At 62.7% G+C, this 22964-nt stretch carries 13 protein-coding genes and 1 pseudogene; 4 read left to right on the top strand and 10 right to left on the bottom strand.

Features of this window, described 5'->3' with window-relative positions:
- On the bottom strand, positions 1 to 999 hold the full coding sequence (locus IFT75_RS19480) for a response regulator (RefSeq protein ID WP_192056344.1): 999 nt from the start codon (positions 997 to 999) through the stop codon (positions 1 to 3).
- A 560-nt stretch (positions 1000 to 1559) separates the two neighbouring features.
- Here IFT75_RS19480 and IFT75_RS19475 point away from each other — a divergent pair.
- From IFT75_RS19475 to IFT75_RS21695, 3 genes and pseudogenes are all read left to right on the top strand, one after another.
- Positions 1560 to 3146, top strand: a complete 1587-nt coding sequence (locus tag IFT75_RS19475; RefSeq protein ID WP_192056342.1) for an aldehyde dehydrogenase (NADP(+)) — start codon at positions 1560 to 1562, stop codon at positions 3144 to 3146.
- A gap of 193 nt (positions 3147 to 3339) precedes the next feature.
- Positions 3340 to 4401, top strand: a pseudogene (locus IFT75_RS21700) (methyl-accepting chemotaxis protein); the annotation flags it as partial.
- Entirely contained in the window at positions 4393 to 5256 is an 864-nt protein-coding gene (locus tag IFT75_RS21695; protein ID WP_446731006.1) for a methyl-accepting chemotaxis protein, read from the top strand. The pseudogene IFT75_RS21700 and the gene IFT75_RS21695, both read left to right, overlap by 9 nt.
- Before the next feature lie 104 nt (positions 5257 to 5360).
- Here the strand turns inward: IFT75_RS21695 and IFT75_RS19465 are convergent, their stop codons facing one another.
- From IFT75_RS19465 to IFT75_RS19440, 6 genes are all read right to left on the bottom strand, one after another.
- The gene (locus tag IFT75_RS19465) at positions 5361 to 6779 is read right to left on the bottom strand and encodes a hypothetical protein (protein WP_192056338.1); all 1419 of its coding nucleotides are present in this window, start codon (positions 6777 to 6779) and stop codon (positions 5361 to 5363) included.
- A gap of 76 nt (positions 6780 to 6855) precedes the next feature.
- Positions 6856 to 7752 (bottom strand): LysR family transcriptional regulator, encoded by an 897-nt coding sequence (locus tag IFT75_RS19460; RefSeq protein WP_122480246.1) that lies wholly within the window; start codon positions 7750 to 7752, stop codon positions 6856 to 6858.
- Between the two features lie 69 nt (positions 7753 to 7821).
- Positions 7822 to 8403, bottom strand: coding sequence for an NAD(P)H-dependent oxidoreductase (locus tag IFT75_RS19455; RefSeq protein ID WP_122480247.1), 582 nt, complete (start codon positions 8401 to 8403; stop codon positions 7822 to 7824).
- A 202-nt stretch (positions 8404 to 8605) separates the two neighbouring features.
- Positions 8606 to 9820 carry an aldose 1-epimerase family protein gene (locus tag IFT75_RS19450; RefSeq protein ID WP_192056336.1) on the bottom strand — a complete coding sequence of 405 codons (1215 nt, stop codon included), beginning with the start codon at positions 9818 to 9820 and terminating at the stop codon, positions 8606 to 8608.
- Between the two features lie 158 nt (positions 9821 to 9978).
- Entirely contained in the window at positions 9979 to 10869 is an 891-nt protein-coding gene (gene mmsB / locus IFT75_RS19445) for a 3-hydroxyisobutyrate dehydrogenase (RefSeq protein WP_192056334.1), read from the bottom strand.
- Positions 10870 to 10878: 9 nt separating this feature from the next.
- Positions 10879 to 12405, bottom strand: a complete 1527-nt coding sequence (locus IFT75_RS19440) for a CoA-acylating methylmalonate-semialdehyde dehydrogenase (protein WP_192056332.1) — start codon at positions 12403 to 12405, stop codon at positions 10879 to 10881.
- 100 nt (positions 12406 to 12505) lie between these two features.
- On the opposite strand from IFT75_RS19440, the gene IFT75_RS19435 reads away from it, so the two are divergent.
- Positions 12506 to 13441, top strand: a complete 936-nt coding sequence (locus tag IFT75_RS19435) for a LysR family transcriptional regulator (RefSeq protein ID WP_192056330.1) — start codon at positions 12506 to 12508, stop codon at positions 13439 to 13441.
- Between the two features lie 28 nt (positions 13442 to 13469).
- Here IFT75_RS19435 and recD read toward each other — a convergent pair whose 3' ends face one another.
- Genes recD through recC form a run of 3 tightly spaced genes read right to left on the bottom strand, consistent with a single transcriptional unit; the run spans position 13470 to position 22719 of the window.
- Positions 13470 to 15551, bottom strand: a complete 2082-nt coding sequence (gene recD / locus IFT75_RS19430) for an exodeoxyribonuclease V subunit alpha (protein WP_192056328.1) — start codon at positions 15549 to 15551, stop codon at positions 13470 to 13472.
- Positions 15548 to 19243, bottom strand: a complete 3696-nt coding sequence (gene recB, locus IFT75_RS19425) for an exodeoxyribonuclease V subunit beta (RefSeq protein WP_192056325.1) — start codon at positions 19241 to 19243, stop codon at positions 15548 to 15550. Before recB ends, recD begins: the two co-directional genes overlap by 4 nt.
- Positions 19240 to 22719, bottom strand: a complete 3480-nt coding sequence (gene recC, locus IFT75_RS19420; protein ID WP_192056323.1) for an exodeoxyribonuclease V subunit gamma — start codon at positions 22717 to 22719, stop codon at positions 19240 to 19242. The genes recB and recC overlap by 4 nt, the downstream gene beginning before the upstream one ends.
- Positions 22720 to 22964: the final 245 nt, after the last annotated feature.

Here is a 22964-nt window from a genome sequence, read left to right as displayed (position 1 = left end):
TCAGTTCATCAGGTAGTCGAGCTTGTCGCGCAGCAATTGCACCGAGTCTTCGGTGAACAGCAACAGCAAGTCGAAATGAATGCAGTGGCCTTCCAGCGCGTAGCTGATTTCGACAGTCAGGGTCTTTTTCCAGCGGTGCCTGCCGACTTCGATCAGGTCGTCGATCGCCCCGTGGTCGCCGAGAAGGTGCGGATGGCTCTGGGAGAACATCACGTCCAACTGCTGGGCCAGGCCGCTGAGGCAGGCGCCGATGATGACCGACGAGAGGTCCAGAAGCATTTCCTGGTCGGAGTAGTCCAGCGCACTGCGGTTCATCAGTCGAGCCAGGTCGGCGATGTCGCAGTCGTGGAAGATCAGCATCGCTTCACCGGCGATGCCGCCGCCGATGAAGCCTTGGCAGATTGCCGTGATCGGCTGTGTACTCTGCACGTCGGCCAGGACCATGTGCAACTCGCTGGCTTCGAGCAGGTTGACGTTGGGTACGGGCAAGTGGATGAACACGCCGAGCACCTTGGCCAGCATGGCAGCAGCCTGGCCCATGGCAACGTTGATGGCCTCGCGCAGAGCGTCGATGAAGCCGATGTGGATGGTGCTGTCGCTGCCGCCGCGCAAGGGGCCGCCGCTGGTCTTTTCCAGCAGGCCGGCCTGGAGCAGGACTCGGCGCAACTCGTCGGGCTCGGCCGGCTTCTTGATGAAGGCCAGCGCACCGAGTTCGCGTACCCGGCGCAGGGCCTGATCCTGCACGTCGCCGGAGACGACGATGACCTTGCAACGCAAACCGTGCTCACGCAGTGCCGCCAGGACTTGATAGCCGTCCATGTCGGGCATGGTCAGGTCGAGCAACATGACATCGCCCTTGCCCTCGCGAATGGCCTCGAGCGCCTGGCGGCCGTTCACCGCTTGGGTGATGGTGGTGTCCCAATCCGCTGGCAGGGCGCGCAGCAGCTGCTTGCGGGCCATGTTCGAGTCATCGCAGATCAGCAGGGGAATGGGCGGCATGTCCTCTCGTTCTCTTCATGGGGCGACGCGCATGATCGCCATTGATGCACCATTGCTCACCTTACCTCTAAGGCCCTGTTCGCCGCTACCTTGCGTGCTGGCTATTTGCTTTCTTTCGGCGCGAATGCCGAGGTGGCTTACCGCGTTCAGCCTGATTCACCGCCTCAACCNACAGGCCTCTGTAGCAGCGGCGCAAGCCGCGTCCGGGCTCACCGCGTTCAGCCTGATTCACCGCATAGACCGCCGACGCGGCTTGCGCCGCTGCTACAGGGGTTGCGAATCGATCACGACAGGCCTCTGTAGCAGCGGTGCAAGCCGCGTCCGGGCTCACCGCGGTCTGCCTGATTCACCGCCTCAACCGCCGACGCGGCTCACGCAGCCTCTGTAGCAGCGGCGCAAGCCGCGTCCGGCCCTGCTGCGTTGTACCTGATTCACCCCATCAACCACCGACGCGGCTCGCGCCGCTGCTACAGTAGGGGGTTCGGGGGGCAACTTGCCCGGTATATGCTCAAGTTGTATGATGTCTGTTAACAACCCGCCCACAGGACACGGAGACAACAATGCCTAACATCCTCGGTCACAACTTCATCGGCGGCAACCGCAGCGCCAGTGGCGAGCCCAAACTCAAGAGTGTCGACGCCACCACTGGCGAGGCGCTTCCTTATAGCTTCTACCAAGCCACCGATGCCGAAGTCGACGCCGCCTGCCAGGCGGCCGACGATGCTTTCCTGGAATATCGCCAGCTGAGCCCCGCTCGCCGCGCTGAATTCCTCGATGCCATCGCTGACGAACTCGATGCGCTGGGTGATGATTTCGTGGCAGTCGTCTGCCAGGAAACCGCCCTGCCTGCCGGCCGCATCCAAGGCGAACGCGGTCGCACCAGCGGCCAGATGCGTCTGTTCGCCAAAGTACTGCGCCGTGGCGACTTCCTCGGTGCCCGGATCGACCTCGCCCTGCCCGACCGCAAGCCGCTGCCGCGCGTCGACCTGCGCCAGTACCGCATCGGCGTCGGCCCGGTTGCCGTGTTCGGCGCCAGCAACTTCCCCCTGGCGTTCTCCACGGCCGGTGGCGACACCGCCGCCGCGCTGGCCTCGGGTTGCCCGGTTGTATTCAAGGCCCACAGCGGGCACATGGCGACAGCCGATCTGGTCGGCACCGCCATCATCCGTGCTGCAGAAAAGACCGGCATGCCCAAGGGCGTGTTCAACATGATCTTCGGTGCCGGCGTCGGCGAGCCGCTGGTCAAGCATCCGGCCATTCAAGCGGTCGGCTTCACCGGCTCGCTGAACGGCGGCAATGCGCTGTGCAAAATGGCCGCCGAGCGTGCCCAGCCGATCCCGGTGTTCGCTGAAATGTCCAGTATCAACCCGGTCGTCCTGCTGCCGGACGCCTTGGCCACCCGCGGCGAAACCGTGGCCAAGGAACTGGCGGCGTCCGTGGTGATGGGCGGTGGCCAGTTCTGCACCAACCCGGGCCTGGTGATCGGCGTTCGCTCGCCGGCCTTCAGCGCTTTCCTCGAGCAGCTGCAAACGCAGATGGCTGCCCAGGCGCCGCAAACCATGCTCAATGCCGGTGGTCTGCGCAGCTACAGCAAAGGTGTCGAACACCTGCTGGCCCATGAAGGCATCACGCACCTGGCCGGTAACCCGCAGGAAGGCCAACAGGCTCAGGCGCAACTGTTCAAGGCTGATGTGAGCCTGCTGCTCAATGGCGACGAACTGTTGCAGGAAGAAGTCTTCGGCCCGGCCACCGTGGTGATCGAAGTCGCCGACGATGCCGAGCTCAAAACCGCGCTGCAATCGCTGCGCGGACAGCTGACCGCCACCCTGATCGGCGAACCGGCCACCGACCTGGTCAAGTACCAATGGCTGGTGCCGGTGCTGGAACAGAAAGTCGGCCGCATTCTGGTCAACGGCTACCCGACTGGTGTGGAAGTGTCCGACGCCATGGTCCACGGCGGCCCTTACCCAGCCACCTCGGATGCGCGCGGTACCTCTGTCGGCACCCTGGCGATCGACCGCTTCCTGCGTCCGGTCTGCTACCAGAACTACCCGGACGCGCTGCTGCCCGAAGCGCTGCGCAATGCCAACCCGCTGGGCCTGCAACGCCTGGTGAACGGTGAGTGGAGTTCGCAGCCGATCGCTTGATGCAACGGCCGCAACAGCCAGACGGCGCGATCTCGATCGCGCCGTTTTTTTTTGCCTCGGTGATCCGACTTTTTGTTTCAGCTCTGCGACGAGGTGCCGATATGGGGGGATCAAGAAGACCTTTTCATGGCGACCACCCATAACCACAACGACGGTCGTCCAGGTCTGATCCTTTACTGTCAGGAGCACATTTATGAACGGCTGGTTCGGCAATATCAGCGTTACCCGAAAACTTGCACTGGGCTTTGGCCTGGTGCTGGTATTGACCGCGCTGCTGGCGCTGACCGGCTGGACCAGCTTGAGCAGCCTGATCCAGCGCAGCAACTGGATGAGCGACATTTCCGAACTGAACAACAGCCTGACCAAGCTGCGCATCGTGCGCCTGCAGTACATGCTCGCCAACGGCGATGATGCATCTGCGCAAACCGTGCAGACCCAACTGGACGCTTTCGAGACCCAGCAGAAGAAACTGATCGACGGCTTCAAGAGCCCCGAGAACCTGCAGCGCCTCAAGGCCCAGTCCGAGCAGATCGACGCGTATCAGAAGTCGTTGAACCAGATGCGCGACGGCTACAAGGCCAGCAATGTCGCGCGGCAGAACATGACCGCCACGGCGACGGCTGCCACCGAGCTGGTCAACCAGATCAATCAGGCGGTGCTTGCAGTGCCCGACGGCGACCTGCGCTTCGACGAATTCCAGGCCATTACCCGCGTCCGTGAACTGATCCAGCAGACGCGCTACGACGTGCTCGCCTATACCAGCAACGTCAATGAAAAATCCGAACAGGCCGCCTTCGCCCAGATGGACCGCGCCGTGGCCGAGCTGCAGCAGCTGTCCGCCCGCCTGCCCACCGAGCAGTCCCGCTTCCAGCAACTCAACGCCGCGCTGGGCAACTACCGCACTGCAGTCGCCGGCTTCAAGGCGGCAATCGCCAACATCGCTACGGCGCGTGCCGAGATGACCGTGGAAGGCGCTGAAATCGTCCGCCTGAGCGACGAGCTGTACAAGATCCAGATTCAGCGACGCGATGCCGAAAGCGCCGAAGCGCGCAGCTATCAAATCGGCGCCGCGCTGCTGGCCCTGATCTTCGGGATCCTTGCCGCGTGGATCATTACCCGCCAGATCACCCGCCCGCTGCAGCAGACCCTGGAAGTTGTCGAGCGCATTGCCGGCGGCGACCTGAGTCAGAACCTGCAAGTCACCCGCAAGGACGAGCTGGGCGTGCTGCAACAAGGCATCCAGCGCATGGGCGCAACCCTGCGCGAGCTGATCGGCGGCATCCGCGACAGCGTCACCCAGATCGCCAGCGCTGCCGAAGAATTATCCGCCGTCACCGAACAGACCAGTGCCGGGGTCAACAACCAAAAGGTCGAGACCGATCAGGTCGCCACCGCCATGCACGAGATGACCGCGACCGTTCAGGAAGTGGCGCGCAACGCCGAACAGGCCTCGGTGGCCGCCACCACCGCTGACGATGAAGCGCGTGAAGGTGACAAGGTGGTGGGCGAAGCCATCGCGCAGATCGAGAAACTGGCCGACGAAGTCCGTCGCTCCACCGAAGCGATGAACGCCCTGCAGAAGGAAAGCGACAAGATCGGCAGCGTCATGGACGTGATCAAGGCAGTCGCCGAGCAGACCAACCTGCTGGCCCTCAACGCAGCCATCGAGGCGGCCCGCGCAGGCGAGGCCGGACGTGGCTTTGCCGTGGTGGCCGATGAGGTTCGCGGCCTGGCCCAGCGCACGCAGAAATCCACCGAGGAAATCGAAGGTCTGGTGGCCGGTCTGCAGATGGGTACGCAACAGGTCGCCAGTGTGATGTTGAGCAGCCGTGGCCTGACTGACAGCAGTGTCGAGCTGACACGCCGCGCCGGCACTTCGCTTGCGAACATTACCCGCACGGTGTCCAGCATCCAGGCGATGAACCAGCAGATTGCAGCTGCAGCCGAACAGCAAAGCTCGGTTGCCGAGGAAATCAGCCGCAGCATCATCAACGTGCGCGATGTATCGGAGCAGACGGCCGCCGCCAGTGAAGAAACGGCCGCCTCAAGCGTCGAGTTGGCACGCCTGGGCAATCAGTTGCAAATGATGGTCAGCCATTTCCGCGTCTAAGAAAGCACGCTCACATCCTGATGCGGCTCGCGCCGCTGCTACGGAAACCGATCCCCTGTAGCAGCGGCGCAAGCCGCGTCCGGCCGCAACACGACCCAACCTGCTCACTCCACTTCCTTCAACACCCGCTCTTCATGAAAGAACGCGTTCGGGTCCACACCCGCGCGGAAAAAGTACCCGTAATCCTCCAGGTAATACAGCGTCTCCACCCGCTTGAGGTTGTCTTCCAGGTGCGCACAGCGCAGCTTCTTCGCCTGACCGCTCAGGCGGCCATTGACCTGGGTCGCGGGCAACTGCTGCTCGACACGGCAGTCGAACGCCTGACGCGGCTTGCCGTACTCGCCGACCACGCTGTTGCTCATCCTGCCATCGGTCACATAGCCCAGCTGCGCACCCACCGGCATGTTCTTCCAGTCCCCGCTGAACGCAATGGCATTCAAACCGACGTTGTCCACCATCGGCGCTTCGCCGCTGTACACGGTTTGCTGGGCCAACGCGACCAAGCCGCGAAAGCTCACCGCCTGCCCCTCGAAATTGCTGCCTTTAGTGCGCACCGAGAGCAACCCCGACGCCTTGTCCTGGCTGAACGATTTTTCCTCGGTGAACGGTGCGCTCTGCCCTTTGAGATGGGCCGTACCGGTTTCCACTACCCGTTTCAGCACCTTTGCCGGTTTCGGCAGGTTTAACTGCTTGACCGCCGACAACGCCGGCGCCTGCACCCGTGGGGTGGCCAGCACCAACGGGGCCTTGGTCCGTGGCTTGAACGCCGGCAATCCGGTCAGGCCTTCGGGCTTGCCGCAGGCAGCGTCGAACACCCGTCGATAATCCGGGTCGCTGTCCTTCACGTGGTAAGTCTTGGGCTCGAAGAACACGCCACCATCGGTCACGGTGTTGTGCTCGTCCAGGTCATACCCGGCCAGCAAACTGAACGTCTGCTTGGCGCAGTCCAGGGCATAGCGCTCGCGTTTCTGTGCGTAGGGCGCGTTGTGTGGCTGATCGTGACCGATGGTCGGCGAGTCGTAGGCCGCCCAGAACTGCAACTGCCCGTCGACGGTAGCCAGACTGTTACGGTCGATCAGCACCCATTGCTCATCGCCCTTGCCCAACAGCACCCGCCAATCGGGCTGGGGAGTGGCGGCGCAGGCGTGCTGGAAAGCGGGATTGGCATTCAACGCCGCTACCTGCGCAGCCGGGATCGGACGGGCCGGCGCATACTTGCCATCGGGGCTGGCGAAATAGATGCGTTTTACCCCGTCCAGATAGATGAGGCTGGCGCTGGGGCTGGAACACGCCGCCTCGACTTGCAGCAGAAAGCCGAACGGCGACGTGTCGGTCTTGGGCTGCAGCAACATGAAGCTCAGGCGATCACCGTTGCGCAGCACACTCTGCGGCACGGGCGGCTGCGACATCGCCTCCTTGAACATGTCCTGCGCCTGTTCGTTGCCAAGGCTGCCGTCGTCGGGCCCCTTGCTGGAACAACTGGCCAGAGTGACGAGGGCGGCGAGCAATGCGATGCGCTTCATGATGAGTCCCGGGAATGGCGATCAGGCGTCATGGTAAGCGGCGTATCGAAAGCGGCGCAATCCATCCCCCGCCGCTTCAGCAGGCGTAGGCCGCCAACTTGTCCTGGATGAAGTCCAGAAAGCACTGAATCCGCAATGCCAGCTGTGAGTTGCGGTAGTACACCGCATTGATCGGCTGGCGGTAACCGCTGTTGGCATCGGCCAGCACCACCTGCAAGCGGCCCTGGCGAATGTCTTCGTGGGTCATGAAGTGCGAGAGGCAGACGATCCCCTGCCCTTCCAGCGCCAGCTGCCGTAACGTTTCGCCACTGGACGCCGCCATGCGTGGCTGGATCTGCAGTCGATCGCCCTCGGCATGGCGCAACGGCCAGTGGTTGAGCGTTTCGGTCTGGGTGAAGCCCAGCAGCACGTGCTGACTCAAGGCTTCGACCGTTTCCGGCACGCCGTGGCGCTCGAGGTAGGCGGGGCTGGCGAGGATGTTCAGCGGGCTGCAACCCAGCGACCGGGCGTGCAGGGTAGAGTCGGCCAATACCCCGATACGGATGGCGACATCGGTGCTGTGCTCGATCAGATCGATGATCAGATCATTGCTGTTGAGCTCCAGCAGAATGTCCGGGTAGCGCTGACGAAACTCCGCCACGTACGGCACGATCGCGTGCAGCATGAACGGTGACGCGGCATTGATGCGCAAGCGCCCGGCCGGCGTCTGGTGACGCAGCGACAAGCGCTCTTCCAACTCATCCATGCGCGCCAGGATCTCCTTGGCCTGCTCGAAGAAAAACCGCCCCTCTTCGGTCAGGTCCATGCGCCGCGTGGTGCGGTTGATCAAGGTGGTGTCCAGCTTGGCCTCGAGCTTGGACAAGGTACGGCTGACCGCCGAAGGGGTCTGACCGAACTGCTCGGCGGCGGCAGAAATGGAGCCGCTCTGAATGACGGCGACGAAGACTTGCAGCTCATCGGATCGAGATTTCAACGCAGGCCTCATCGGATCTACCAGGACCTGCGAAACATACACCAATCCTCGCCCCTGGCGAGCGTGCCGTCAGCCCAGCACCTTGGCCAGGTGTGCCTGATACCGCGCGACATCGTTGTCGATGTTCGGCATCTTCATCACGTCGACGCTGAGGAAGGTCGGCAAAGCGGTCATGTCGAGAAATTCGTTGGCCTTGTGGAACGGGAAATACACCGCGTCCACGCCTTTGCCCTCGAAGAAGTCGGCCGGATCGTCGAACGCCTGCTGCGGCGCGTTCCAGGTGGCCGAAATCATGTACTGCTTGCCCTTGAGCAAGCCACCGCTGCCATATCGCTGCGACGCATCGGAACGCGTCCGGCCGTCATTGGCATACAAGCTGCCATGGCCTTCGGTGAACACCTCGTCGATGTATTTTTTCACGGTCCATGGCGCCCCCATCCACCAGCCCGGCATCTGGTAGATGACCACGTCGGCCCAAAGGTATTTCTGCACTTCTTCGGCAATGTCGTAGCCACCGTCGATGAAGGTCTGCTTCACGTCGAAGCCGGCGCGGTCCAGGTAGGCCACGGCGGCGTCATGCAGGGTCTGGTTGTAGCGACCGTCGGAGTGGGCGAACTGCTTGCCGCCGTTGAGCAGAAGAATCTTTTTCATGAATGTGGCCTCGTTGACTGTGCGAGAAATATCGATGGGCGCAGTCTAGAGGCCTTGCCCGCAGGGAGTAAGCGGGCAGTGCGCAAATCTCTCTTGCTTGAGAGTCACGAATGAATAGCCATTGTTGCGTGGATGTTGGTGGGACCAGGTTCTGGTCCCACCGTCGCGGAACATGGTTTTTCGGTTGCCGCCAACGCTGTTGCTACTCCTTGGTCAGGTCCACCAGCGGCGTCTGCCGCACTTCGGTCTGGCGCTCGCCTTGAATCGTCTGGATGGTTTTCAGCGCCTTGTCCACGGCTGGCTTGTCCGCCAGCAGGCTGTAGCTGATGCTGAAGTGCTTCTGCTGTTTGGGCTCGATGGTCGGGACCAGATTCAAAGGCCGCTGGTAACGGCGGTTATAGGAAAAACTGGTGCCCGGCTCCAGCCCGGTCACATAGCCCTGGCCTTGCGTGTCGGTGTTCTTCCACAATGAAAACACCGGCAACTGCTGGACGTTGAAACCCACCGCCACGCCCAGGCTGCCGGCCTTGTTGTGCAGCACGGTCAGCGTGTCGCCCTTGGCATCGCCATAGGGCACCACGTTGTACACGGTTTCGTCATAGTCCCTGGTGGGTGCGCGATAGGTCTGCCAATCGCCCAGATCAGCCTTGGCCTTGTCGTTGAAAGGCGACACCTGCTTCACCGCCGCCGCAAAACGCGCGCCCTCTTCCAGGAACGGCGTGCTGAAATTGCTGTGATACAGCGCCTGGTATTCCTTGGGGTAGTCGCCGTTGTTGGTCAAGGTGTCGTTGAGCACGAAACGGGCCGTCCCCGGCTCGGTCACCAGCTCGGTCTGCGCGGTGAAATCGACCTTCTTGAAAGCCTGCTCCTGCAGCTCGCCACGCACATGAATCGCATACGGCGGCGCCTCGTCGATGTGCACCGTGACCTTGCTGGCCGGAATGTTCGCGGCACGACCGTGCAGGGTCAGCAGCTCACCGTTGTCCATGCCCGGATGGCCGACCCATTCGTAGCCGCAGCGCGTCACCAGTTCGTTGAAGCCCTCCAGCCAGCCCAGGCCTCCCCGGCTGTTGAGCTCGATGAAGGCCGGATTGACCACTTCTTTCACGGGCGAATCCCAGCCCATGCGCGCGTCGCCCACCTGGGCGTGGAGCACGTTCATGCCCCGTGTGGGCACCAGCGTCAGCTTCATGGTGCCGTTATCAATGTCTATCAGGCTGACACCTTCCTGGCGACCCCCGTGCAGGGTGCGCATCGTGATGGAGAACGGCTTGTCGACCTTGACGCCCAACTGTTCGCTGGTGATGCGCTGGTTCTGCGCAGGCTTGTCGCTGTCCAGCAACACGAAGTCCCAGGCCAGAGCGTGGGCGCTGAGGGTGAGTGCGGAGATGGCACAGGCGAGGGGAAGCAGTTTCATGGGGGGGCCCTTTCTTGGAGTTATGGATCATACGGTGAATCGATTCAGCTATCAGCCGAGTCTAGTCCCCTTGCGCCCATTTGGAAATCCGCGTGTAGCAGCGGCGCAAGCCGCGTCCGCTGCACCGCGCACCCTCCCCCGTTTGCTATGCGACCGTGTTACTCGGCAGGACGCTGATACCCCTTCACGATCGCAGAAAAATCCAGCTGCCCCTCTCCCCGCAAGCTCATTGCCTGATACAGCTGTTGGGCTACGGCACCCAGAATCACCGGCTGGCGTGCCTGCTTCGCCGCTTCGGTAGCCAGCCCCAGGTCCTTCAACATCAGCTCGGCGCCGAACCCCCCACTGTACCCGCGGCCCGCGGGCGCTGTTTCAATGACCCCCGGCCAGGGGTTGTAGGTATCCGAACTCCAGCAACGCCCGGTCGAGCTGTTGATGATGCCCGCCAGCACCTGTGTGTCGATGCCCAGGGCATTGCCCAATGCCATGGCTTCCGACACGCCGACCATGGAGATGCCCAGCAGCAGATTGTTGCAGATCTTGGCGATCTGTCCGGTGCCGACCTCGCCACAGTGGACGATGTTGCGGCCCATCTGCGCCAGCACCGGCTGCAGCTGGCCGAACAATTGCGCCGACGCACCGACCATGAAGGTCAAGGTACCCGCCTGAGCGCCACCGGTGCCGCCCGACACAGGCGCATCGGCCAGATCAACGCCCTGCCTGGAGGCTGCGGCAGCGATATCGCGCGCAGTCTGCGGATCGATGGTGCTGCAATCCACTGCTGGCGTACCCGCGCGAATGCCAGCAAGCACGCCTTCCTCACCCAGGTAGACGCTGCGCACGTGCGCCGCTGCCGGCAACATGGTGATCACCAGTTCGCCCTGGGCAGCGGCGTTCTTGGGCGAGGCACTGACGTGGCCGCCCAACTGCGCCAATTCCGCCAGTACGTCCTGGTTCAGATCGAACACATGCAGCGTGTGGCCTGCCTTGAGCAGGTTGCGCGCCATGGGCGCGCCCATGTTGCCCAGGCCGATGAAAGCAATGTTCATGGCAATGCCCTATTTCAAGTTGATAGTGGTGTTGACGCCGTCGTTCACGCTGTCATCGTCGAACCAGCGCGCCGTGACCGTCTTGGTCTGCGTGTAGAACTGCACCACCTGCTTGCCGTAGGGCCCCAGGTCGCCAAGTTTGGAACCGCGCGACCCGGTGAAGCTGAACGACGGCACCGGCACGGGAATCGGGATGTTGATGCCTACCTGGCCCACGTCGATCTCGCTCTGGAACTTGCGCGCCGCCGCGCCGCTCTGGGTGAACAAACCCACGCCGTTGCCGAACGGGTTGGCATTGACCAAAGCGATGGCTTCATCGAGGGTATCCACCTCCAGGGTGATCAGCACCGGCCCGAAAATCTCCTGGGTATAGATCTGCATGTCCGTGGTGACCCCGCTGAACAAGGTCGGGCCAACGAAGTTGCCCTGCTCGTAGCCAGGCACCTGCACACCGCGACCGTCGAGTTCCAGCGTCGCGCCTTCCTCGACGCCACTGTCGATCAAGGCCGTCACACGCTCGAGCGCACGGCGGGAAATCACCGGGCCGACGTCAGTGCCCGGTTCATTGCCAGCGTTGACCTTGAGCTTCTGCGCCAGCGCCTTCATATCGGGAATCCACTCGCGCGACTTGCCCACCAGCACGGCGACCGAGGTGGCCATGCAACGTTGCCCGGCTGCACCGAAGGCGGCGCCGACCAGGGCGTTGAGCGTTTGCTCGCGGTTGGCGTCCGGCAATATCACGGCGTGGTTCTTCGCGCCCATCATCGACTGCACGCGCTTGCCATGCCGGCCGGCCAGGTCATACACATGGGTGCCCACAGCGGTCGAACCGACGAACGACACCGCCTTGATGTCGGCATGGGTGCACAGCGTATCGACGACGTCCTTGCCACCGTGCACCACGTTCAATACACCCGGCGGCACGCCCGCTTCCAATGCCAGCTCCACCAGCTGAACCGTGGACAGCGGATCCTGCTCCGAAGGCTTGAGCACGAAGGTATTGCCGCAGACGATCGCCATGGGGAACATCCACAGCGGAATCATCGCCGGGAAGTTGAACGGCGTGATTCCCGCGCACACACCGATGGGCTGACGCAGCGTGTAGGTATCGACGCCACCGGCGACGTTCTCGGCGAACTCGCCCATCTGCAGGCTGCCGATGGAGCAGGCATGCTCGACCACTTCCAGGCCGCGGAAGATATCGCCCTCGGCATCGGCAATGGTCTTGCCCTGCTCGGCACTCAAGGTCTGCGCAATGCGCTTGGAATGTTCCCGGATCAATGCCTGCAGCTTGAGCATGATGCGCATGCGCGCACCCAGTGGCGTCAGGCGCCAGGTCTTGAATGCACGCTGCGCGGCGGCTACTGCGGCATCGACCTCGTCGGTCGTGGCGAAGGGCACCCGCGCCAGCACTTGCTGGGTGGCCGGGTTGACGATGTCGAGCCATTCCTGGGTGGTCGAGGCGACCCACTGCCCATCGATCAGCAGTTTTACATCGTCGATCTTGCTGGCATTCGGTTGAACGGACACGCTCATGGATGACCTCCGCGTATTTATTGTTGTGGCGAGACGGTTCTGCGATGGAGTATAGATGCTGCAAACATCTAACAAGAACTCACAATAAAGCCGGTCCAACATGCAAAAAGACCTTAGCAGCCTGAACTGGGACGATCTCAAGTTCTTTCTCGAAGTGGCTCGTACGCGCAAGGCCAGCATCGCGGCCAAGCGCCTGGGCGTGGACTACACCACCGTATCGCGGCGCATCGGCTCGCTGGAAAATGCCTTGGGTACCCTGCTGTTCGAGAAGTCGCGGACCACAGGCTTCGTCCTTACTGCCGAAGGGCAGCGCCTGCTCGCTTCGGCCGAGTCGATTGAAAGCACCCTGCACATGGCCTGCGAGCAGGTTTCCGGGTCCGGCGTGGCGCTGTCAGGGCATATCCGCATGGGCTGCACCGAAGGCTTCGGCAGCTTCTTCATCACCCCGCAGCTCAGCCATTTCGTCGACACCTACCCGGCCATCTCGGTCGATATCCTGCCGCTGCCGCACTTCATCAGCCTGTCCAAACGCGAAGCCGATATCGTCATCGCCCTGGAGCGCCCCGAACATGGGCCCTACGTCTGCTGCAAACTCTGCGACTATCGGCTCAAGCTGTATGCCACGCGGACCTATCTGGATCGTCACCCCCCCATCGAAAGCAGCGTCCAACTCAGCGAGCACCGGTTCATCAGCTACGTCGACGACCTGGCCTTCAGCTCCGAGCTGCTGTACCTGAACAAACTGCTGCCCAACGTCAACGCCGGGCTGCGCAGCACCAGCGTGATTGCCCAGTACACCGCAGCGCTCCAGGGGCATGGGCTGGTCATACTGCCGTGCTTCCTCGCCGCCCAGGACGAACGCCTGGTGGAAGTCCTGCCCGAAGAAGTCGATATCACTCGGCAGTTCTGGATGTACTGCCGAGAGGACCTGAGGAAACTCAAGCGGATCATCCTGCTGTGGGATTACATCCGTGACGTCACCGACCGCAACGCTGCACTGCTGATGGGACACTCGCGCACCACCGAGCCCCTGTAGCAGCGGCGCAAGCCGCGTCACACACGTCTCACGACTTCCACTCGAGCATCAGCCCACTGAGTCTCTTGACCCTGCGCCGCACAGCCTCTTCGAACACACCCCTGCGGGTTTCGATCAAGGTGAACCAATGCTTGGCCCGCGTGATACCCGTATAGATCAGCTCCTTGGTCAATACCGGATTCAAGGCATCAGGCAGGATCAGCGCCGTGTGGGCGAACTCCGACCCTTGGGATTTGTGCACCGTCATCGCATAGACCGTCTCGACGTCATTCAAGCGACTTGGCAGCACGAAGCGGATGCCGCCCTGCCCGTCGTTGCGCGGAAAGGCCACGCGCAGCACCATTCGATCGCGCTCGCCACCCTCGGGCAGCATCAGCGCAATGCCGATGTCGCCGTTCATCAAGCCCAGGCCATAGTCGTTGCGTGTCATCAATACGGGCCTGCCCTCATACCAGGGTTGGCCACCCTCAATGAGGCGCGCATGGGTCAAGGCCTGGGTCGCGCGAGCGTTCAGGCTTTCCACACCCCAAGGCCCCTTGCGCACGGCGCACAGCAACTGGAACTCATCGAACGCGTTAAGCAACCCACGGGCCCAGGTGGCCCAGGCTTGATCTTCCAGACGCGTGTCGGCCGGCGGCCGAGAGGTACCGATCTGCTCCAGATAACGTCGGTAGCCTTGTGGTCCGTCGGCGTCGCGACCGTGTCCGTCCAGCAGCAGGCGCAGCAACGCCACATCGTGCTCGCCCTTGAGCGGCAGCCAATGAACATCTGAATACTGGCCTTCCTGCAGCAAGGCACGCGCGCCGTCGGCGTCCTGCAAATTGACCCTGGCTGCCAGCTGGCCAATGCCGCTGTCCTCGCCGAATCGGCGCGAGTGCCGCAGCATGACCACCTGCTGCGCGAGGGCGTGATCACGTTCGTTGCCTTCGAGCAGCCCGCTGCGTGCGAGGTCCTCGCCGCTGACCTGCTCCAACCAGGCGCGCGTCGCCGGGCTGTAGTAGCCGGACTCGGCCTGGCTGCACAGGTCGCCCAGCACCGCACCCGCCTCGACCGAGGCCAACTGGTCCTTGTCGCCCAGCAGCACCAGCCGGGCATGGGCCGGCAGCGCATCGAGCAGGTTGGCCATCATCTCGAGGTCGATCATCGAGGCTTCGTCCACCACCAGTACGTCCAAGGGCAAAGGGTTGGCTGCATCATGACGAAAATGCCGCGTGCCCGGACGGCTACCCAGCAGGCGATGAACCGTGGTCACCTCGGTCGGAATACGCGCCTTGATTGCGGCGTCTACCTGCAGGCTCTGCACCTGCAAGCTGATCGATTCGGTCAGCCGCGCCGCCGCCTTGCCGGTCGGTGCCGCCAGCCGGATACGCAACGGTTTGTCCTGCGCCACCGCGGGCCCTTGCAGGAGTGCCAGCAGGCGCACCACCGTGGTGGTCTTGCCCGTTCCCGGGCCGCCCGTGACGATACTGAAAGCACCCCGCACGGCCAGTGCGCAAGCCAGTTTCTGCCAGTCGATCCGAGCCCCGTCGGTGGCCCCGAACAATTGCGTGAGACGTTGTGCAAGGTCCTCCGGTACCGGCTCGCGCGCGTCCAGCCGCTGACGCAGCGCATCACCGATACGCCGCTCGTACGCCCAGTAACGACGCAGGTACAGGCGCTGGCTTGAAAGCACCAGAGGTGAGCTGCCTGTCGGGTCATCGGCGCCCCCCACCAAGGAGCTGTTCGCCAGGCTGGCCAGCCAGGCCTCAGCACCCAGGCCCTGAAGCAACTGCGATGGCAGCAGGGCCACGCCCCCTTGCAAGTCGCCCTCGGGTGGCAGGGACAAGGCAAAATCCGGTGCCTGCAGCGTCGCCGCCAGATCCAGGCAGACATGCCCGTGTCCCAGCTGGTGGCTGGCGAGGGCGGCAGCGAGCAGTACCAGAGGGTCGCCCTGCGGGTCGAGGTCGGCAAGAAACGCTACGAAGGCTTTGTCCAGCGCACGCAGCCAACCGCGCTCCACCCAGCGCTCGAGCAACGCCAACAGGTCGGGCGTGCGTGTTCGGGGCTGCAGCTGAGCAAGGCTGTGTGCATCCAGAGGGGTGGGCAGCAGGTCGGCAAACGAGCGGGTCATGGTGCACTTTCCTCGAACAGGTCGGCCTGGACATCACGGTGTCCGCATTTGAACAGCGCATCGAGCTCCTCGATGAGCTCACGGGGTGGCCGGGTGAAGTACACACCCTGGCTGGGCGCCCCAAGGCCGCGCAGAAACACGAACGCCGCACCGCCCACGTGTTCGTCGTAGTCGTACCCTGGTAGCCGCGCCTTCAACTGGCGGTGCAAGGCGAGCAGGTACAGCACGTATTGCAGGTCGTAGCGGTTGGCCAGGATGCATTCGGTCATCGCAGCGTGGGTATAGGCGGCATCATCCGGACCCAGCCAATTGGATTTGTAGTCGGCAACGTAATACTGCCCCTGATGCTCGAAACACAAGTCGATGAAGCCCTTGAACATGCCGTTGAGCATGGCGCCTTCGGCTGGCATTCGAAGCACGCCGGGATGCGTGTACTGGCGCACCAGGGTATCGAGACGGCTTACGTCGACCTTGTGGCTGGCGAACCAGAACTCCATCTCGATCTGGTATTGGTCGAGATCGGCCATGCGTACCGGGGCTCGTTCGGACCCAAGCTGCAATGGCTCGTCGATGAAGCGCCGCAACCAGTCGTCCAGGGTAGGGATCCAGCCGCTCCAGCCGCGCCGACTGCAACGCCGCGCGACGTTGTCGGCCAGTCGCTCCGGGGCCGCGGCAACGCTGGCAAAACCTTCGCGCCCTGCCCATTCCAGCAAGCCGTGCAGAAAAGTGCCCGGCCCGGGGCCACGGGGAAAACGGTGAATGTCGCCACTGGTGGCCGGCACCTCGCGCGGCACCTGCGCGTCCAGACGCTCGTCGTCCATCAGTTTCTGCTCGAGAGCGCTGTCGGGCGCCTGGTCATCATCCGCGCCCAGGGTGTCGCTGATGCGCAACGCGCTGTAGGACGCTATCCACCAGTTCTCCCGCGCACTGCGCTTTGGCAGCCGCACCTTGAGCAGCGCGGCGTCGCTGCGCAAGGGTACGTAACGGCTATCGTCCACCTCTGGCACTGGCACACTCACGATGTCTGCGCACCCCGCACTCGACGCCTGCAGCCAACTCGCAAGCTGGCCTGCATCGGCAAGCGGCTGCCCGCCGCCAAGCAGGTACCCGATGGCCGAGCGATGGAACACCGACTCCTTGGTCGTACCGCGCTTGAGGTCGGCGATGCCGAGCCAGCAGCCGTGCTGAGCCCGGGTCAGGGCCACGTAAAGCAAGCGCAGGTCCTCGGCCAAACGTTCGTCGTCGGCCAAGGCCACCTGTTCGGATGTAGGGTTGAGCGTCAATTGCACGCGGTGAGCCGCGTCGTGGTAAACCAACGGCAATCGCTTGCCGTCGACCGGTTTGCAACTGCAGATGAAAGGCAGGAAGACCAGTGCGTACTCGAGCCCCTTGGACTTGTGGATAGTCACCACCTTGACCAACTGCTCGTCGCTTTCCAGACGCAGGATATGCTCCTCCGCTGCGCTGCCGGAAAGTGCCAGCTGTTCGCTCAGATGACGGATCAGCGCCTGCTCGCCGTCCAGTTCGCTGGACGCCTGCTGCAACAGTTCGCACAGGTGCAGCAGGTTGGTCAGGATACGCTCGCCATCGTCACGGCCGATCAGCGCCAGTGGCAGGTCGAAATCGTGCAGCAGGCGGCGCAGCATCGGCAGCACGCCCTGGGTGCGCCAGATGTTTCGATAGCCACGGAACTGCATGACCCGCGCTTCCCATTCCAGCTCACTCAGGTTCAATTGCTCCAACTCGTGCAAAGAGCGGTTCAATGTGACGCTCGCCAAGGCGGCGCGCAATTGCCGCTCCGAGTCAGGCTCGGCGCACGCCTTCAGCCAGGCGAGCAAGTCATGGGCCTCCTGAGCGGCAAATACCGAGTCCTTGTCCGACAGGTACACACTGCGGACTCCACGGTTGGTCAACTCAGCACGCACGGCCTGGGCCTCTTTGCCATCACGCACAAGAATGGCGATATCCGCCGGCCGAACACCGCTGGCCCTGCCTTCCTCCACCTGAAAACCGGCGTGCCCAGCCTGCCCTGCATTCAACAGGCGCACGATTTCCGCCGCGCAGGCACTGGCCAGCGCCTTGCGGTACGCGACGCTGGAAATGGGCTGGTCGCTGGGCAGATGCCAGAGCGTCAAGGCCGGTACGGCCTGACCGTCCACGATCAAGGACTCCTTGCGCCCCTGGGCCCGCACATCCAGAAATGGCACAGGGTTGTCATCGCCTTGGCGGAACAGGAATGCACCTCGCCCCTGCGCACGCTGCTCGGCCTGCATGAACATATGGTTGACCGCGCCGACCATGGCCTGGGTAGAGCGGAAGTTGGTACCCAACGTATGCAGCCTGCCCTCGGTCGCCCGACGCGCCTGCAGATAGGTATGGATATCGGCACCCCGAAAGGCGTAGATCGCCTGCTTGGGGTCACCGATCAGAAACAGGCCGGTCTCCTGCTCGTTTCGCTCGATGTAGTAGATGCGTTCGAAGATGCGGTACTGAACCGGATCGGTATCCTGAAACTCATCGATCAGGGCCACGGGAAACTGTTCACGAACCAGCTCGGCCAACTGTTCACCACCAGCGCCCTGCAAGGCCCGGTCCAGCCGCACCAGCATGTCGTCGAAGCCCATCTCGGCACGCCGGCGCTTTTCTTCCTCGAAGCGCGCGCCGATCCACTGCGCTGCATGCCTCAGAACCGCGCTCTCAGGCGTCGGCAAAGCCGCCAGTGCCGCAGGCAGCTCGACCATCGCGTGCAAGCCGGCGTGCTCCGGCGCATCGCCTTTCCAGGCTTCGGCCATGCCGTCGGGGGTCAAGCGAGTAAAACCGGTACCGATATCCAGGTCGTGCTGATCTGGATCCGTAGCCCAGGCGGTGATCTTTTCAAACCAGGGTTCGAAGTAGCGTGCCTGCATCTTGCGGCCATCGACTGCCTTGGCCGCCACCGCCTGCAGGCAGATTTCACGCAACTGAGTGGCCCACTGAGGCCAAGGTTCCTTGAGTTCGACCAAGGCTCGCTCACGCTCGGCCAGGCAGCGTTCGATCAACTGGCCGGGCTCATCGCCCGATGCATCTTGCTGTACATGCGCGAACAGCCCCCGCACCCGACCAAGCAATGCCGCAGGCCCGCCAAGATGAGCGCGTACCCAATCCAGCGCAGCGCCATGCATCGGGTAATAGAACCGCCGCCAATAGTCGCGCACCACCTCGCCCAGCAGTTCGCTGTGATCGGTTTCCAGGCTCTGGGTGAACAGGCTGCCGCTGTCGAACGCGTGTTCGCGCAGCATGCGCTGGCACCAACTGTGAATCGTGGAAACGGCAGCCTCGTCCATCCACTGGGCAGCGATATCCAGTCGGCTGGCACAGGCCGGCCACTGCCCAAGTTCGAATTCGTCGCGCAACTGCTCGACGAGCGCATCCGGTGCCGTTATCTCGTTTCGGAAAAACCGCGCGGCTTCAGCCAGACGGATCCGAATGCGCTCGCGCAGCTCCTTGGTTGCGGCATCGGTGAAGGTCACTACCAGAATCTGCGGGGGCAGCAGTTCGCGTCCGAAGCCGTTGATATCTCCACCATGGCCAAGTATCAAACGCAGATAGAGTGCGGAAATGGTGAATGTCTTGCCGGTGCCGGCACTGGCTTCGATCAGTTGGCTGCCACGCAGTGGAAAAGCCAATGCCAGTGGACGTTCGAGCGATGTCATGAGCGAGCCTCCTTGTCATCGACCGATCTCCAGGGCGCCTCCAGCATGGGCTGGTACAAGGCTTGCGCCCAGCCTTCGAATTCTTCCCCGTCCATCAAGGCATCGAAATCAGCGAACTGGCGCATCAGTGCCATCGCTTCCCTACGCTCGCCATTACTGGTCACGCCATCGCCCTCGTACGCCTTGCGTGCTGCCACCAAAGCCTTTTCCTCATCGGTGTGCGAAAGCCAGGCCACGGCCGTTTTCACGGCTACCGGCAGGGGCCGGGTCATGCCCGCTTGCCAGGCCAGCAGCAGATCGCTCAGGGCGTTCCGAGCCTGGTCCAGGGGCAGTGGCTCGAGCAGCAGGGTATCGTCACTGGCAACTACCGCAGTGGTCAGCGGCAATCCAACGGCGCAGGATGCCAGGTGCAAGACCCAAGGGCGTACCAGCCGATGCCATTTGCGCGAGCGCACGCCGCCAATGGCGTTGGCAATCGCTGAAACGCTGAGGTAGCTGCCGTCTTCACGCTGGTAGACACCCGCCAGCCATCCCTCCAGTACGACGCCCTGGGCCTGGAAAGTGATCGGCAGGGCACTGTCCAGTCGCGACGGCCACATGACGAGCAACTGACGGTAGCGCTCGAGCAGATCGGGCAGTGGCTCGATCAACTCCTCGCGCAACCGAGTGCCGAATTCCGCCATGGGCAACAGGCCGCTGCCCTGCAACTTGCGCGCATGGCTTTCCAGCGTCTCGGCAATGGCGTCGGCACTGGCCATGCCGGCACCGAGCAGGCTGTCACTGAGCGTGTAACGCTCCAGCGCATCGAGCACGAAGGGCTCGATGTCGGCCACAGGCTTTTCCGCCGACTCGAAGAAGACTTTCAGCCGCTGGCTGAAGAAATGCCTGACGGGATTGCGCAGAAAGTCCTGCAACTGAGCCACGCTCAGCGGCTCATCCTGACGATGAGCCTGCAGAGGCGACTGCGCATGGGGTGCCGCCACTTGCGCATGCAAGTGCTGCCACTCCCTGGCAAAGCTGAAAAGAGCTGGGTTGCCCTGATGAAAATACCGGGCGCTGAAAGGTTGGAGGGGATGCTCCAGCGCGAGCGCATGCAATAGCTTCTCCCCGCTGGCCGAGTTGTCCAGCGCCTCATCGCCCGCCAGCCTCCAGCCATTGGCCAAATGATCTCGCAGTTGCCCGACCAGTACCGATGGCGGCCGTTCGCTGTTGTCTCTGATACTGCGTCCAACCCAACTGATATACAGCTGTTCGCGGGCCGAGAGCAGTGCTTCCAGTAGCAGATAGCGATCGTCCTCGCGCCGCGAACGGTCACCGGGGCGATAATCGCTGCCCATCAGGTCGAAATCGAGCGGTGGTTGCGCCCGAGGGTAATCGCCATCATTCATGCCCAACAGGCACACGATCTTGAATGGAATTGCACGCATCGGCATCAAGGTGCAGAAGTTGACGGAGCCAGCCAGAAAACGCTGGCTCAAGCGTCCCTGATCCAGGCCCGCGAGCCAGGCTTCACGCACCACCGTCAGCGGCAATGCTTCGACCAGTCCCACGGCTTCGCAGGTTTGCAGCCACTCTTCACGCAGCTCTTCGAGCTGGTTGAGTAGGTACTCGTCATGCTCGGTATCGGCAGTGAAGAACAACTGCAGCATCTGATGCAGACGCACACCCCACTCGGCCGGGCTGGCCGGGCGATCAAGTTGCTGGCAGGCTACTTCCAGGGCATCCAGCAGCGCTGCCAGCGGGCCGATAAGCGCTGCGTCCAGGCCGCCGATCTCGTCGTAGGGCTCGATATCACTGCAGCCCACACCGGTTCCGACGGCATAGCCGAGCAACATTCGCCGCAGCCCAAAGCGCCAGGTGTTCTGTTCCAGCTCGATCGGCAAGCCCAGGTGCTGGCGGTGCGCCGCGTGAAGGCCCCAGCGAATGCCTGCGCCTTCGATCCAGCGACGCAAGGTCGGCAGATCACGTTCCTGAATCGCGAACCGACGCCGCAGGGCAGGTACGTCCAGAAGGTCGAGGATCTCGCTCACGGGGAAGCGGCTGTCCGGCAGCTTGAGCAGGTGCTCGACCGCTATGAGCAGAGGATCTCGCCCGCGCTGCCCCTGGTCGGTCAGCGTAAAGGGAATGAATCGGCGGTCTTCCCGGTCCAGTTGGCCAAACACTGCGCGAATGTGCGGCGCATAGCTGTCGATATCCGGCACCATCACGATCACGTCACGGGGGCGCAGTCCGGCATCGGCACTGAACCGTGCCAACAACTGGTCGTGAAGGATTTCCACTTCGCGCTGCGCACCATGCGCGACGTGGAAGCGGATGCTCTTGTCGGTCTTGATATCCACGGGTGGCCAGGTGGATTGCGTTTCACCCAGAGGGCGCAGCTCCAGAATGTCGTCCTGCAACTGACCCAGTAGATGCTGTGGCTCGCTTTCGCTGAAGAGGTCGATGCGACCATCCCGAAAAGCCGACTGATAGCTGGCGGGATCATCATAGCTGTCGAGCAGATTGATGTAGTCACGGCCTTGCTTGCCCCAGGCAGCTAGCAATGGGTGTGCATGCTGATGAAGGCTGTCGGTGTCCAGCACCGCTGGCATGCCCTGCTTGCGAGCCTGGCGTTTGTATTGATGACGCAGAAGGTCTTTGTCCGCCACGATATCTGCCCAGTGGTGCCTGCAGGGATTGTGCACGCACAACAACACCTGGCTGAATCTGCCCAGCGCCGCCAGTGCCTCCAGACCCTGTGCAGGCAACGAAGAGATACCGAACACGATGACCCGCGAGGGTAGCGCTGCCGGCGGCTTGTCGAGCGCCGCCGCAGCTTCCATGAAACGTTGATGCACCCCTGCACGGCTTTGCGCCATGCCTTCGGAGCCTACATCCTGCAGCAGTGCCCGCCATAACTCCGCCTGCCAGCAATTGCCTGCCGGCAGAGGTTTGCTCAGCCCGCGGCCATTGCGCAGCTGATGCTTGCCTTCCGCCCAGTCCTGCAGCCAGTCCGCGCGGTAGACCTGGTATTGGTCGAACAGGTCCGCCAGACGCTCGGACAGCTGGTAGCGCTTGCGCAGGTCGTTGTCGTCGAGCAGGAAGCGCTGCAGGGGTTCGAAATGGGGCTGGTCAATCAGTTGCGGCAGAAGACGCATCAAGCGCCAGGTGAGCGGCGCCTTGTCGAGCAGCGAGGACGACGGGATCTGGTCCTGCCCCAGTACGCTTCGATACAACTGCCACATGAAACTACCCGGCAACTGCACGTCTACCGCCGCAGAAATGCCTACGCCGCCCTCGTCATCCGGGCCTTCGTCCGCAGCAAGCGCGAGTTTGAGCCACTGGGCGATACCGTTGCTCTGCACCAGGATGATTTCATTTTCCAGAGGACGCAGTGGGTACAGGCGCATCCAGCTCACGACAAGGCTGCGCAGTTCGTCCAGACGATTGCCGTGTACGACCATGAAACCGGGGGTAAGGGGTGACACAGCCGACATGGGCGAAGTCCTTGAAGTGAGCGTGAATCAAGGGTCAACCTTATCAGATGTGGCTTTGCGAGTTGAGCCAGCTGGATCTCCCCCGCCTGTAAGAGACAGCTGAATGTTGAATTGATAAGTAGGAGGGGTCTTACAAAAAATGCCGCACAAAAGACAAAACCCCTACCTGCTTGCGCAGATAGGGGTTTCGGAATTGAATCTTGACGATGACCTACTCTCACATGGGGAAACCCCACACTACCATC

This window comes from Pseudomonas sp. CFBP 8758 (genome assembly GCF_014841725.1).
GTDB classification, from domain to species: domain Bacteria; phylum Pseudomonadota; class Gammaproteobacteria; order Pseudomonadales; family Pseudomonadaceae; genus Aquipseudomonas; species Aquipseudomonas baltica.
Note: the sequence above shows the minus strand (reverse complement) of the source record. Positions and strands in the feature narration are given on the sequence as shown.